This is a genomic window from Streptomyces sp. CB01881 (assembly GCF_002953255.1).
In the GTDB taxonomy this organism is placed as follows: domain Bacteria; phylum Actinomycetota; class Actinomycetes; order Streptomycetales; family Streptomycetaceae; genus Kitasatospora.
In genome coordinates this window covers 8,616,758-8,630,207 of the sequence record NZ_CP026498.1, presented here as the reverse complement: position 1 = coordinate 8,630,207, position 13,450 = coordinate 8,616,758, and the positions used below count along the sequence as shown (strand labels likewise).

The 13,450-nt window shown below is 72.1% G+C and carries 11 protein-coding genes and 2 pseudogenes; 5 read left to right on the top strand and 8 right to left on the bottom strand.

Annotation, left to right across the window (positions count from 1 at the left end; all coding sequences use genetic code 11):
- Positions 1-41: 41 nt before the first annotated feature.
- The 3 genes and pseudogenes from C2142_RS27725 to coxB all read right to left on the bottom strand — a co-directional run bounded on the left by C2142_RS27725 (position 42) and on the right by coxB (position 3,074).
- A complete protein-coding gene (locus tag C2142_RS27725; protein WP_148645468.1) occupies positions 42-458 on the bottom strand; it encodes a cytochrome c oxidase subunit 4 in 417 nt (138 codons plus the stop codon).
- Positions 458-2,138 (bottom strand): annotated as a pseudogene (gene ctaD, locus C2142_RS27720) (cytochrome c oxidase subunit I). The gene C2142_RS27725 and the pseudogene ctaD overlap by 1 nt, the downstream one beginning before the upstream one ends.
- A gap of 86 nt (positions 2,139-2,224) precedes the next feature.
- Positions 2,225-3,074 (bottom strand): annotated as a pseudogene (coxB, locus tag C2142_RS27715) (cytochrome c oxidase subunit II).
- Positions 3,075-3,442: 368 nt separating this feature from the next.
- Between coxB and C2142_RS27710 the strand changes: the two are divergent.
- Complete coding sequence (locus tag C2142_RS27710; protein WP_241002810.1) at positions 3,443-4,861, top strand: aminotransferase class V-fold PLP-dependent enzyme; 1,419 nt, start codon at positions 3,443-3,445, stop codon at positions 4,859-4,861.
- Between the two features lie 34 nt (positions 4,862-4,895).
- On the opposite strand, the gene C2142_RS27705 is transcribed toward C2142_RS27710, so the two are convergent.
- Complete coding sequence (locus tag C2142_RS27705; protein WP_148645466.1) at positions 4,896-5,873, bottom strand: carbohydrate kinase family protein; 978 nt, start codon at positions 5,871-5,873, stop codon at positions 4,896-4,898.
- A 248-nt stretch (positions 5,874-6,121) separates the two neighbouring features.
- Between C2142_RS27705 and C2142_RS27700 the strand changes: the two genes are divergently transcribed.
- Positions 6,122-6,358, top strand: coding sequence for a hypothetical protein (locus C2142_RS27700; RefSeq protein WP_148645465.1), 237 nt, complete (start codon positions 6,122-6,124; stop codon positions 6,356-6,358).
- 151 nt (positions 6,359-6,509) lie between these two features.
- Positions 6,510-7,232 carry a hypothetical protein gene (locus tag C2142_RS27695; protein ID WP_148645464.1) on the top strand — a complete coding sequence of 241 codons (723 nt, stop codon included), beginning with the start codon at positions 6,510-6,512 and terminating at the stop codon, positions 7,230-7,232.
- Positions 7,233-7,307: 75 nt separating this feature from the next.
- On the opposite strand, the gene erpA is transcribed toward C2142_RS27695, so the two are convergent.
- Positions 7,308-7,661 (bottom strand): iron-sulfur cluster insertion protein ErpA, encoded by a 354-nt coding sequence (gene erpA / locus C2142_RS27690; protein WP_148645463.1) that lies wholly within the window; start codon positions 7,659-7,661, stop codon positions 7,308-7,310.
- Between the two features lie 244 nt (positions 7,662-7,905).
- Here erpA and C2142_RS27685 point away from each other — a divergent pair, with 244 nt between their 5' ends.
- The gene (locus C2142_RS27685; RefSeq protein WP_148645462.1) at positions 7,906-8,775 is read left to right on the top strand and encodes a GNAT family N-acetyltransferase; all 870 of its coding nucleotides are present in this window, start codon (positions 7,906-7,908) and stop codon (positions 8,773-8,775) included.
- A 55-nt stretch (positions 8,776-8,830) separates the two neighbouring features.
- Here C2142_RS27685 and C2142_RS27680 read toward each other — a convergent pair whose 3' ends face one another.
- The 3 genes from C2142_RS27680 to C2142_RS27670 form a co-directional block, all read right to left on the bottom strand.
- Entirely contained in the window at positions 8,831-10,198 is a 1,368-nt protein-coding gene (locus tag C2142_RS27680) for a pyridoxal-dependent decarboxylase (protein WP_148645461.1), read from the bottom strand.
- Between the two features lie 239 nt (positions 10,199-10,437).
- Positions 10,438-10,902 (bottom strand): Lrp/AsnC family transcriptional regulator, encoded by a 465-nt coding sequence (locus C2142_RS27675; RefSeq protein ID WP_148645460.1) that lies wholly within the window; start codon positions 10,900-10,902, stop codon positions 10,438-10,440.
- Between the two features lie 182 nt (positions 10,903-11,084).
- Entirely contained in the window at positions 11,085-12,008 is a 924-nt protein-coding gene (locus C2142_RS27670; protein WP_148645459.1) for an NADP-dependent oxidoreductase, read from the bottom strand.
- Positions 12,009-12,211: 203 nt separating this feature from the next.
- Between C2142_RS27670 and nadA the strand changes: the two genes are divergently transcribed.
- Positions 12,212-13,384 (top strand): quinolinate synthase NadA, encoded by a 1,173-nt coding sequence (gene nadA / locus C2142_RS27665; RefSeq protein ID WP_148645957.1) that lies wholly within the window; start codon positions 12,212-12,214, stop codon positions 13,382-13,384.
- The last annotated feature ends 66 nt before the right edge of the window (positions 13,385-13,450 follow it).

Sequence of the window (13,450 nt, the reverse complement as noted above, 5' to 3'; positions counted from 1 at the left end):
CCCCGTGCGGGATGCCCGGCCCTGTGCGAGAGGGGGAGGACCTACTGGTTCTGGTTCTCGCCCCGGTAGAACTCGAAGACCCAGCCGAAGAGGCCGATCAGGATGACCGGGATCGACCAGTACAGCAGCCACCAGCCGAAGATCACGCCCATGAAGGCGAGCGCGCCACCGATGGCCAGCGAGAGCGGCTGCCAGCTGTGCGGGGCGAAGAAGCCCAGCTCGCCGGAGTCGTCCGCGACCTCGGCCTCGGGGTTGTCACCGGCGCCGCTGTCCACCCGGCGGGCGGTGAAGGCGAGGTAGTACCCGATGAAGGCGCACAGCGCGAAGGCGAGGAACAGCGCGGTGGTACCGGCGGCCTCGATCCCGTGCTCGGAGTGGTTCGTCCACAGGCCGTAGGTGATCGCCATCACGAGGATGAAGACCGCGAAGCCGAGGAAGATCTTGCCCTGTTCCTTCATCAGGCGTCGCCTTCCTTCTTGCCCTTGCCCAGCTGCGGGGCGTCGTACTTGGCCGGGGTCACGCCGGCGAGGTGCTTGGCCGGCTCACCGTGGTTCTCCAGGTAGTCCAGCGCGGCGATCTCCGGGTAGTGGAGGTCGAAGGCCGGGGATTCGGAGCGGATCCGGGGCAGCGTGAGGAAGTTGTGCCGCGGCGGCGGGCAGGAGGTCGCCCACTCCAGCGAGCGGCCGTAGCCCCACGGGTCGTCGACCTCGACCTTCTCGCCGTACTTGGCGGTCTTCCAGACGTTGTAGAGGAACGGCAGGATCGACAGGCCGAGCAGGAACGAGCCGATGGTCGAGACGGTGTTCAGGGTGGTGAAACCGTCGGCGGCCAGGTAGTCGGCGTAGCGGCGGGGCATGCCCTCCGCGCCGAGCCAGTGCTGCACCAGGAAGGTGGTGTGGAAGCCGATGAACAGCGTCCAGAAGGTGATCTTGCCGAGGCGCTCGTCCAGCAGCTTGCCGGTCATCTTCGGCCACCAGAAGTGGAAGCCGGCGAACATCGCGAAGACGACGGTGCCGAAGACCACGTAGTGGAAGTGGGCGACGACGAAGTACGAGTCCGAGACGTGGAAGTCGATCGGCGGGGAGGCGAGCAGAACACCCGTCAGACCACCGAAGAGGAAGGTGACCAGGGACCGTCCAGAGCATCGGCGTCTCGAAGCTCAGCGAGCCCTTCCACATGGTGCCGACCCAGTTGAAGAACTTCACACCGGTCGGGACCGCGATCAGGAAGGTCATGAAGGAGAAGAACGGCAGCAGCACCTGTCCGGTCACGTACATGTGGTGGGCCCACACGGTCACGGACAGACCGGCGATCGCGATGGTGGCCGCGATCAGGCCGGAGTAGCCGAACATCGGCTTGCGGCTGAAGACCGGGATGATCTCCGACACGATGCCGAAGAACGGCAGCGCGATGATGTACACCTCGGGGTGGCCGAAGAACCAGAACAGGTGCTGCCAGAGCAGCGCCCCTCCGTTGGCCGGGTCGAAGACGTGTGCCCCGAATTTGCGGTCCGCCTCCAGGGCGAACAGCGCGGCGGCCAGCACCGGGAAGGCCAGCAGGACCAGCACGGCGGTCAGCAGGACGTTCCAGACGAAGATCGACATCCGGAACATCGTCATGCCGGGGGCGCGCATGCAGATGATCGTGGTGATGAAGTTGACCGCACCGAGGATCGTGCCGAAGCCGGAGAAGGCCAGGCCCATGATCCACATGTCGGCGCCGACACCCGGCGAACGGACGGCGTCCGACAGCGGGGAGTAGGCGAACCAGCCGAAGTCGGCCGCACCCTGCGGGGTGACGAAGCCGGCCACCGCGATGGTCGAACCGAAGAGGTACAGCCAGTACGCGAACATGTTCAGACGCGGGAACGCCACGTCCGGGGCGCCGATCTGAAGCGGCATGATCCAGTTCGCGAAGCCGGCGAACAGCGGCGTCGCGAACATCAGCAGCATGATCGTGCCGTGCATCGTGAACGCCTGGTTGAACTGCTCGTTCGACAGGATCTGGGTCCCGGGACGAGCGAGCTCGGCGCGCATGACCAGCGCGAGGATGCCGCCGATCAGGAAGAAGGCGAACGACGTGCCCAGGTAGAGCGTGCCGATCGTCTTGTGGTCCGTGGTGGTCAGCCACTTGATGATGGTCGAACCCGGCTTCCGGGTCCGCTGCGCCCCGACCGTGACGGCCCCGGCGCCCCCGCCGGCCGCGGCGGGCTCGTTGAGGATGGTCACTTCTCTTCACTTCCCATGGTCGTGATGCCGGAGGGCAACGCGCCGGTCTGGCCCTTGGCCCGCAGGTCCGCCAGGTGCTTGTCGTAGTCGGCGCGGTCGACGACCTTGACCTTGAACAGCATGCGCGAGTGGTCGACGCCGCAGAGCTCGGCGCACTTGCCGTCGTACTCGCCCTTGACGTTCGGGGTGACCTCGAACGTGTTCACCACGCCCGGCACGACGTCCATCTTCATCAGGAAGTTGATGGGCCAGAAGTCGTGGATGACATCACGCGAGGTCAGCCGGAACTGCACCGACTCGTTGACCGGCAGCCACAGCGTCGGCATCTCCGCGGGAGTGCCCACGTCGTACGCGGCGTCCTTGTTGGCCGGGTCGGGGTTCTCGGTGTTCTCGTAGTTGAACGCCCAGCTCCACTGGAAGCCCACCACGTTGACCGTGTGCTGGGGCTTCTCGGAGACGGAGGTCAGCCTCGACTCGTCGCGGGCGACGAAGTAGAAGAGAACCGAGACGATGATGATGGGGACCGCGGTGTAAAGCGCCTCGATGGGCACGTTGTACCGGGTCTGCGGGGGGATCTGCACACCGGTGCGGCTGCGCCGGTGGAAGATCACGCTCCAGATGATCAGACCCCACATCAGTGCGCCGACCACCAGTGCCGCGATCCAGGACCCCTGCCACATGTGGAGGACCAGGGGCCCTTCCACGGTGACGGGGCTTGGCATGCCAAGCCTGGGGAGGTCGTTGGCCGAGCAGCCGGGTCGCGATGACGAGGCCCAGTGCCAGCGCCTGAGGCAGCTTCCGCCGCATCGTGCGCCGCGGCGAGCGGTCGGAGCCGTTGGGACTCACGTAGCGCCTTCCCGAAGTCTCGCCCGCCTTCGCGTCGCCCCGCGGAGGATTGTGAACCTCCCCGGCGACCCGTCCACGGGCACGGTTTGAATGCTTATGCGGGCCAAACCCTACTCCAGCCTTATGCGCTGCTGACGGGCAGGTCCCGGTAACGCGCCGCCCGGTCGCCCGATCAGGCCCGGCAAGGGCTGCGCCGCAGGTCATCGTAGGCATTCGAGGTCCGTACACCCGACCGGGGGATGACCTCGGGCAACGTGGGTGACGGTCCGTCGGGTGCGGACGAATCGGACATTCGGGTTGATCGACTGACGGCTGGTGAGCGCGGGAAGGCGGCTGGAATACGCCCGGGTGTGTCGTTAAATGTGACCGTGTACTTCGATGTGGCCTCCACCGCACCGCTCCACCCCGTCGCACGGCAGGCGCTGACCGCCGCCCTGGACGAGGGCTGGGCCGACCCCGCACGGCTCTACCGCTCCGGCCGGCAGGCCCGGATGCTGCTGGACGCCGCCCGCGAGACGGTCGCCGGGGTGCTCGGCGCCCGGCCGGACGAGATCGCGTTCACGGCGAGCGGCACGCAGGCGGTGCAGCTGGGCGTGCTCGGCGCGCTGGCCGGGCACCGGCGGCGGGGCGGGCACCTGGTGCACTCCGCCGTCGAGCACTCCAGCGTGCTGCACACCGCCGAGCGGCACGAGGCCGCCGGCGGCAGCGTCTCGGTGGTCCCGGTGGACCGCCACGGGCGGGTCGCCCCCGAGGAGTTCGCGGCGGCGCTGCGGCCGGACACCGCGCTCGCCGTGCTGCAGTCGGCCAACCACGAGGTGGGTACGGTGCAGCCGGTGGCCGAGACGGCCGGGCTCTGCGGCGACGTGCCGCTGCTGGTGGACGCCGCGCAGAGCGCCGGGCGGCTGGACGTCCCGGCGGGCTGGTCCCTGCTGACGGCCAGTGCCCACAAGTGGGGCGGGCCCGCCGGGGTCGGGGTGCTGGCGGTGCGCAAGGGCGTCCGGTACGCCTCGCCGCTGCCGGCCGACGAGCGCGAGGGCGGCCGGGTGCCGGGGTACGTCAACGTCCCGGCGATCGTGGCCGCGGCCGCCTCGCTGCGGGCCGTCCGGGCCGAGGCCGACCGGGAGAACGCCCGGCTGCACGCCCTGGTCGAACGGATCCGGGCCCGGGTGCCCGGGTTGGTGCCGGAGGTGGAGGTGGTCGGCGACCCGGTACGGCGGCTGCCGCACCTCGTCACCTTCTCCTGCCTGTACGTGGACGGCGAGGTGCTGCTGACCGAGCTGGACCGGGCCGGCTTCGCGGTCTCCTCGGGCTCGTCCTGCACCTCCTCCACCCTGACGCCGAGCCATGTGCTGGCGGCGATGGGCGTGCTCACCGAGGGCAACGTCCGGGTCTCGCTGCCGTTCGGGGCGGCCGAGGCGGACGTCGAGCGGTTCCTCACCGTCCTGCCGGACGTGGTGGCCCGGGTCCGTGCCCCGCTCGGGCTGGACCTGCCCGCGCCGGCGGCGGCCGCGCGGCCCGAGGAGGAGACGCGGCCGGAGGAGGAGACGCCGGCGCTCGTCGTCGACGCGCTCGGCAAGCGGTGCCCGCTGCCCGTCATCGAGCTGGCCAGGCGGATCGGCGAGGTGCCGCCGGGCGGGACGGTCGCCGTGCTGGCGGACGACGAGGCCGCCCGGCTGGACATCCCGGCCTGGTGCGGGATGCGCGGGCAGGAGTACCTGGGCGAGGCCCCGGCCGCCGGGTACGGCGGCGACCGGGGCTCGGCCTACCTGGTGCGGCGCACGGCCTGAGCCTGCCGGCCGGCCTGCCGCACGGGCCCGCGGGCTACTTGACCAGGTGTGCGCGGATCTCGGCGGCGGCCTCGGCGCCGTAGGCGCCCTCGAAGCGCTCCAGGAAGGTGGCGGGGCGCAGCTCGTACTCCTGGGTGCCGACGGTCTCGATCACCAGGGTGGCCAGCATGCAGCCGAGCTGGGCCGAGCGCTCCAGGTCCAGCTCCCAGGAGAGGCCCGCCAGGAAGCCGGCGCGGAAGGCGTCGCCGACACCGGTCGGGTCGACCTTGGAGTCCTCGGGGGCGCAGCCGACGATCACCGGGGGCTCGCCCTTGCGGTCGATCCGCACGCCCTTGCTGCCGAGGGTGGTGACCCGGGTGCCGACCCGGGTGAGGAGCTCGTCGGCGTCCCAGCCGGTCTTGCTCTCGATCAGCGCGGCCTCGTACTCGTTGGTGAAGAGGTAGGCGGCGCCGTCGACGATCTCCCGGATGTCCTCGCCGTCCAGGCGGGCCAGCTGCTGGGAGGGGTCGGCCGCGAAGGCGTAGCCGCGGGTGCGGCACTCCTGGGTGTGGCGGACCATGCCCTGCGGGTCGTCGGCACCGATCAACACGAGGTCCAGGCCGCCGACGCGGTCGACGATCGGCTTCAGCTCGATGTTGCGGGCCTCGGCCATCGCCCCGGTGTAGAACGAGGCGATCTGGTTGTGGTCCTCGTCCGTGGTGCACATGAAACGGGCGGTGTGCCGCGTCTCGGAGATGTGGACCGACTGGCAGTCGACGTTGTTGCGCTCCAGCCAGCTGCGGTACTCGGCGAAGTCCGCACCGGCGGCGCCGACCAGGATCGGACGCAGCCCGAGCACGCCCATGCCGAAGGCGATGTTCGGTGCGACACCGCCCCGGCGGATGTCGAGGGTGTCGACCAGGAAGGACAGCGACACGGTGTGCAGCTGCTCGGCGACGAGCTGCTCGGCGAACCGGCCGGGGAACGTCATCAGGTGGTCGGTGGCGATCGAGCCGGCGACGGCGATACGCACGGAAGGTCTCCTCAGGATGGCGGCGTGGCCACGAAAAACAGGGGGTGAACCCACTCACGGTACCCGGCGGGGGGCGGGCGGCGGCAAGACCGGCGGGATTGGCACCGGCCACCGTCGAACGTGTACTACCCCCGGGTAGCTCTGGTGGGGGCCGGGTGGTCGGCCTAGGGTCGCTGCCAGGGGCCGGGTCCGGCCCCGTCCGAGCCGTGGCAGTGCGGCCGCGGCACCGTGGATCGGAGCGATCGCCGATGATGCCCAGTGACCACTTGCAGCCCGGCCACTCCCACCTGCGCGTTCCGCCTGCCCTGAGGGGCGACGCGGACGGCGAGACCCTGGACGCGCTGGTGGACTCCTCCCGGCAGCTCCGGCGGTTCTGGCCGCTGCTGGCCACCGGCCCCGAGCCGATCGCCCCCGCCCGGGCCGGCTTCCGGGTCTCCTCCGGGGCGCAGCGGCTGGTCGCCGGGATGGCCGAATACGGTATCTGAACCCGCCCCGGGGGCGGCCCCGCGGACGGGCCGGTGCGAGGGTCCCGGACGGACCGGCGGACGGACGGGAACCGGATTGGTCCGGGGCACGTCACATCCGCGCGGTACGGCCGAGGAGGCGGTGCCGCTGAGCCCTCGGGAGGATGTTCAGATGGATCTGTTGGATCTGGAGCCGACGCCCCGGCGCACCGGTGGTGCACCCGCGGTCCGGTCGCGCGGGCGGCGGGCGGCGGCCCTGGCGGGTCTGGTGCTGGCGGCGGCGGTCACGGTGGCCGGGTGCGACGGGAGCGGCAAGTCGGCCTCCGACGCGGCCACCGGGTCGGCGCAGCCCGCGGCGGCGGCTGTGACGCCGTCCTCGCCGTCCTCCCCGGCGCCCTCCGCCGCCACCACCACGCCGGCCACGCCCCCGTCGTCCGGCCCGTCGACGTTCACGCCCGGCCCCGGGCCCTCGTCGACGGCGCAACCGGCCGACCCGCAGCCGCCCTCGGCCAGTCCCCAGGGCAACGGCATCGCGGTCGGTGAGCCGGACCCGAACGGGCAGGGGGCCGGGAAGGCGGTCCGCCCCGCGATCTCCTACCGGGCGGACGGCAACAAGCTGACGGTCTGGTTCTACGGCGGGGTCTGCGAGCGGTACGCGCTGAAGGCCGACGAGTCCAAGCCGGGCCGGGTGGACGTCCGGGTCACGCTGGCGGCGCCGGTTCCGGCCGGGCAGGCCTGCGCCGAGCTGGCCAAGCGGCAGACGGTGTCCGTGGAGCTGAAGCAGCCGCTGGCGGGCCGGGGGGTGACCGACCTCGCGACCGGCCAGGAGGTGCCGCTGGAGGCTGACCCGCACGTCGGGCCCGACCCGGCGACCCCGGACGTCAGCGGCCGGTAGCGGCCGGCGGGCGCGTCCGCGGAAACGGCGAAGGCGGCCCCGGGAGCTCCCGGGGCCGCCTTCGCCGTCTGCCGACTAGCTGAACGAGTCGCCGCAGGCGCAGGAGCCGGTGGCGTTCGGGTTGTCGATCGTGAAGCCCTGCTTCTCGATGGTGTCCACGAAGTCGACGGTGGCGCCGCCGAGGTACGGGGCGCTCATCCGGTCGGTGACGACCTTCACACCGTCGAAGTCCTTGATCACGTCGCCGTCGAGCGAACGCTCGTCGAAGAACAGCTGGTAACGCAGGCCCGAGCAGCCACCGGGCTGGACGGCGACGCGCAGAGCGAGGTCGTCGCGGCCCTCCTGCTCCAGCAGGCCCTTGACCTTGGCCGCGGCGGCATCGGTAAGGAGGATGCCACTCTCGACGGTGGTCTCGTCCTGGACGGTCATCTGCTTTCTCCCGGTCTTGACGACGGTCTGCCGCCAGTGCCAACCGACGGCCGTCCGGTTTCATTTCCGGACGGCGGTGTGTTTTCGGAGGTCTTCTGCGGCGGAATTTCCGTGGGCCGGGTGTACCACCCGCTCCCCTACGCTCCCCATGCTCGCACAACCGGCGCGGGTCGGGGACCGCCCCGGCCCGCCGATCCGGACGAACCGGCCTCGCGCGGACGCCTCGGCGGCCAGGATGGAGGGCATGATCCTGCGACAGGTCAGGGACTCCGCCACCGACGCGGAGGCCGTCCAGCTCATCGCCCGCGACGCGTTCGCCTCGCTCCCCGACGCCCGGCCCCCCGCCGGTCCGCCCCGGCCGCCCGTCTACCAACTGGCCCGGACGAGGCACCTGGCGCGCACCGACCCGCAGGGCTGCTGGCTGGCCGAACTGGACGGTGAGCCGGTCGGCGCGGTGCTCTCGCTGCGCCGTGAGGGCACCTGGGTGCTGGCGCTGCTCGTGGTGCTGCCACAGGTGCAGGGCAAGGGCGTCGGGCGGCTGCTGCTGGAGCGGGCCACCGCGTACGGGCGCGGGTGCCTGCGCGGGATGCTCTGCGCCTCGCCGTCGCCCGCGGCCGTCCGCCGCTACCGGCTGGCCGGGTTCACCCTGTACCCGGCGATGCAGCTGACCGGGCAGGTGGTCCGGGCCGGGCTGGTCGATCCGGGGGACATCCCGGTCCACCCGGGCAACGCCACCCACCGGCACCTGCTGGACTCGGTGGACCGGCGGCTGCGCGGCGCCGCGCACGGGCCGGACCACGAGCTGATGCTCGCCCACTGCGAGGAGCTGCTGATCGCGGACGCGCTGGCCGGCAGCGGCTACTGCTACCGGGACGGCGGGGAGGTGAAGCTGCTGGCGGCCACCTCCAAGCGGATCGCCGCCCGGCTGCTGCGCGAGGCGCTGGCCCGGGTCCCGGAGGGCACGGAGGCACGGGTGGAGGCCCTGACCGCCGAGCAGGAGTGGGCGCTGGACGTCGGGCTGGAGGTCGGCCTGACCGTGGAGACCCGCGGCTACCTGGGACTGCGCGGGATGCGCCCGCCCGCGCCGTACGTGCCGAACGGCGGGCTGCTGTAGGAAACGGCGGAGGACCCCCGCCGGGCGATCCCGGCGGGGGTCCTCCGCGTTCCGCTCACGCCATGGTGTCGAGGATCTCCCTGACCATCTCCATGGTGGTGCCCGGGTGCAGGAAGGCGAAGCGGGCGACCGTCTCGCCGTCCCAGCCGGTCGGGGTGACGAAGCCGATCTGGTCCGCGAGCAGCTGCTGCGACCAGCGGTAGTAGTCCTCGTTGGTCCAGCCGGTGCGCTTGAAGCAGACCGCGGAGAGCTGCGGGTCGAACAGCAGCTCCAGGTGCTCGGTGTCGCGGATCAGCTGCGCGGTGTCGCGGGCCAGCTGGAGGCCGGTCTCGATGGCGTCGGTGTACGCCTGGGTGCCGTGCACGGCCAGCGAGAACCAGAGCGGCAGGCCGCGGGCGCGCCGGGTCAGGTGGTAGGCGTAGTCGGTGGGGTTCCACTCGTCGCCCTCGGTGTGCAGCACGTCCAGGTAGGAGGCGTCCTGGGTGTGCACGGCGCGGGCCAGCTGGGGGTTGCGGTAGATCAGCGCGGCGCAGTCGAACGGGGCGAACAGCCACTTGTGCGGGTCCACCACGAACGAGTCGGCGTGCTCGATGCCGTTGTAGCGCTCGCGCACCGAGGGGGCGAAGAGGCCGGCGCCGCCGTAGGCGCCGTCCACGTGGAACCACATGTCGCGCTCGCGGGCGACCTCGGAGAGGCCCTGGAGGTCGTCGACGATGCCCTCGTTGGTGGTGCCGGCGGTGCCGACGACGGCGATCACCGTCTCCGGGTGGGGATCGGCGGCCAGGGCGGCGCGCAGCGCCTCGCCGGTGAAGCGGCGGTCGACGGTCGGGACCTTGAAGGCCTCGACGCCGATGATGTTGAAGGTGTTCTTGACCGAGGAGTGCACCTGGTCGGCGACGGCTATCCGCAGCCGGGCCTCCGGGCCGACGCCGAGCCTGCGGCGGGCGGTGTCGCGGGCGACGACGAGCGCGGAGAGGTTGCCGGCCGAGCCGCCGGAGACGAAGGTGCCGCCGGCCGAGGCGGGCAGGCCGGCGCGGTCCGCGATCAGGCGCAGCACCTGGTTCTCGGCGGCGATGGCGCCGGCCGCCTCCAGCCAGGAGATGCCCTGGAGCGAGGCGCAGGAGACGACCATGTCGAAGAGGAGCGCGGCCTTGGTGGGGGCGCACGGGATGAACGACAGGTAGCGCGGGCTGTCGGCGGAGATCACCGCGCGGGACAGCTCGTGGTCGTAGAGCTTGAGCACGTCGGCCGGGTTGTTGCCGTCCGGGTTGAGCAGGCCGGCCAGCTGGGCGCGCAGGTGCTCGCCGTCACCGGGGTGGTCGAGCGGGACGGGGTCGTACTGCAGCCGCTCCCGCATGTAGTCGAATACCAGGTCGACCAGCTCGTTGTCGGGCCGGTGCATGCGGTCGGGGGCTGCGGACACGGGGGTCCCTCTCGGCTGTGGGGTGTCGGGGGGAGGACCGGCGGCGCGGGGCGTCTCACCGCGTTGCCGGACCTCATCAGCCTAGGCAGCGGGGGGCCGGCGCCGCGCGTCGGAACGCGGCCGGCGAGGCAGGATTCGGGCGTCTTCGGCCCGGTCCGCGCAGGAATCCTGCGCCTGCCCCGGCCGGGCCCGTGATCGGGCCCGGTGGAGCCCGTCGGCCGGGCTGGGCCCTCCGGGGATCAGCCGATGAGCTGGGAGAGGACGACGGAGGAGCGGCTGCGCTGGACGCCGGGCTCCTTGCGGATCCGCTCGATCACCGCCTGGAGGTGGTGCATGTCGGTGGCGCGCAGGTGGACCAGGGCGTCCGGGTCCCCGGTGACCGTCCAGGCGGCCACCACCTCGGGGAACTGCCGCAGGCTGGCCAGGATCTCCTCGGGGGCGGTCCGCTCGCGGCAGTAGACCTCGACGAAGGCCTCGGTCTGCCAGCCGAGCACGGACGGGTCGAGGACGACGGTGAAGCCGCGCACCACCCCGCGCGCCCGCAGCCGGTCGATCCGGCGGCGGACGGCGGTGGCGGAGAGGTTCACCTGGAGGCCGATCTCGGCGTAGGAGGCGCGGCCGTCGCTGGCCAGCCGGGCGAGCAGCAGACGGTCGGTCTCGTCCAGGTCGGCCCCGACCGTCTCGTGCGCTCGGCTGGTGCTCATCGGTGCGGGGCTCCACGGGTCGTACGGGATCGGCGGGCGGGCAGCGGGGAGGCGGCGGCCGCCGAAACGGTTCGGCTCCATTCTGGCGGATGACAGGACCGAGTCCACCGCTGGCGGATGACGGCCCGGGGTACGGCGCCGGTCACCTGCCCGCCGTCCGGCGCCCGCCGGGCGCTGCGGCGTCACTCCACGAGCAGGACGATCTTGCCGCGGGTGCGGCCCTCGGCGCTCAGCTCCTGCGCGGACGCGGCCTGGGCGAGCGGGAAGGTGGAGGCGACGGTGACGGTGAGCCGGCCGGCGTCGGCCAGGGCGGCCAGCTCGGCCAGTCCGGCGGCGTCCGGACGGGCCCAGAGGTACCGGCCGCCGAGCTCCTTCACCCGGTAGTCGGCGACCGAGACGATCCGGCCCGGGTCCGCGACCAGCGCGGCCGAGAGCTCGGCGGCGCCGCCGCCGGCCAGGTCGAGGGCGGCGTCCACCCCGTCGGGGGCCAGCGCGCGGACCCGCTCGGCCAGGCCGTCGCCGTACCGCACCGGCTCGGCGCCCAGCCCTCGCAGGTAGTCGTGGTTGTGCTCCCCCGCGGTGCCGATCACCCGGGCCCCGAAGGCCCTGGCGAGCTGGACGGCCAGGTGGCCGACCCCGCCGGCCGCGGCGTGCACCAGCACGGTGTCGCCCGGGCGGATCCGCAGCGCCTTCAGGCCCTGGAGCGCGGTCAGCCCGGCCAGCGGCAGGCCGCCGCTCTGCGTCCAGTCCAGCGCGGCCGGCCTGCGGGCCAGCGTGCGGACGGGCGCGGCGACCAGTTCGGCGTAGGTGCCGTGCTCGGCCCAGTCCTTGCGGACGTAGCCGAAGACCTCGTCCCCTGGGGCGAACTCGGTGACGCCGCCGCCGACCGCACGGACCACCCCGGCCACGTCCCAGCCCATCACCAGCGGGAAGCGGGCGTCCAGCAGCCCGTCCAGGTGCCCCTCCCGGACGTGCCGGTCCACCGGGTTCACCCCTGCCGCCCGGACCCGCACCAGTACGGAGTCCGGCCCGACCTTCGGGTCCGGCAGTTCGGTGTACTCGACCACCTCGGGGCCGCCGTAACGGCGGATCGCGATTGCCTTCATGCGCCCAGCCTCACCCGGAAGCCCCCGGATATCGATTCGGCCACGCAAGGAAGCGTCCGAACCGGCGAGCGGTTCTCGTCACATCGACAGGACGGCCATCGTCACTGTGACGCTAACCGGTTATCATAGATAGCGTCAGATAGACGAGAAGGCTGCACCGACTGATCGGCCGCACAGAAGGGCACCCGCCCGTGACCACCACCATCACCGAGACCTACGGCGTCGACCCCACCCCGACGCCGCTCGCTCTGCTGCTGCTCGGCCGTGAGGCCGACCCGAACAGCGAGCGTGGCGTCGAGTGCCCCGGCGACCTCCCGGCCGCCTCGGACCCGGACCTCGTCGAGCGCGCACGGGCGGCCAAGGCCGCACTCGGCGACCGCGTCTTCATCCTCGGCCACCACTACCAGCGCGACGAGGTGATCGAGTTCGCCGACGTCACCGGCGACTCCTTCAAGCTCGCCCGCGACGCGGCCGCCCGCCCGGAGGCCGAGTACATCGTCTTCTGCGGCGTGCACTTCATGGCCGAGTCCGCGGACATCCTCACCACCGACGCCCAGCAGGTCGTCCTCCCGGACCTCGCGGCCGGCTGTTCGATGGCCGACATGGCCACCGCCGAGCAGGTCGCCGAGTGCTGGGACGTACTGACCGACGCCGGCATAGCCGACGTGACCGTCCCGGTCTCGTACATGAACTCCTCCGCCGACATCAAGGCCTTCACCGGCCGGCACGGCGGCACCATCTGCACCTCGTCCAACGCCAAGCGGGCGCTGGAGTGGGCCTTCGAGCAGGGCCAGAAGGTGCTCTTCCTGCCGGACCAGCACCTGGGCCGCAACACCGCGGTGCGCGAGATGGGCTTCTCGCTCGACGACTGCGTGCTCTACAACCCGCACAAGCCGAACGGCGGGCTGACCGCCGAGGAGCTGCGCAACGCCAAGATGATCCTCTGGCGCGGCCACTGCTCGGTGCACGGGCGGTTCTCGCTGGACTCGGTGAACGACGTCCGCGCGCGCATCCCCGGCGTCACCGTGCTGGTGCACCCCGAGTGCCGGCACGAGGTCGTCGCGGCCGCCGACATGGTGGGCTCGACCGAGTACATCATCAAGGCGCTGGACGCCGCCGAGCCCGGCTCCAAGTGGGCCATCGGCACCGAGCTGAACCTCGTCCGCCGCCTCGCCAAGGCGCACCCGGACAAGGAGGTCGTCTTCCTGGACCGGGCGGTCTGCTTCTGCTCCACCATGAACCGGATCGACCTGCCGCACCTGGTCTGGGCGCTGGAGTCGCTGGTCGAGGGCCGGGTGCCGAACGTGATCAGCGTCGACCCGGAGACCGAGAAGTACGCCAAGGCGGCGCTGGACCGGATGCTCGCCCTGCCGTAGCCGGCACCGCACGGACGCCGAAAGGGCGGGCCCCCTCCGCAGTGGAGGGGGCCCGCCCTTGTCGCG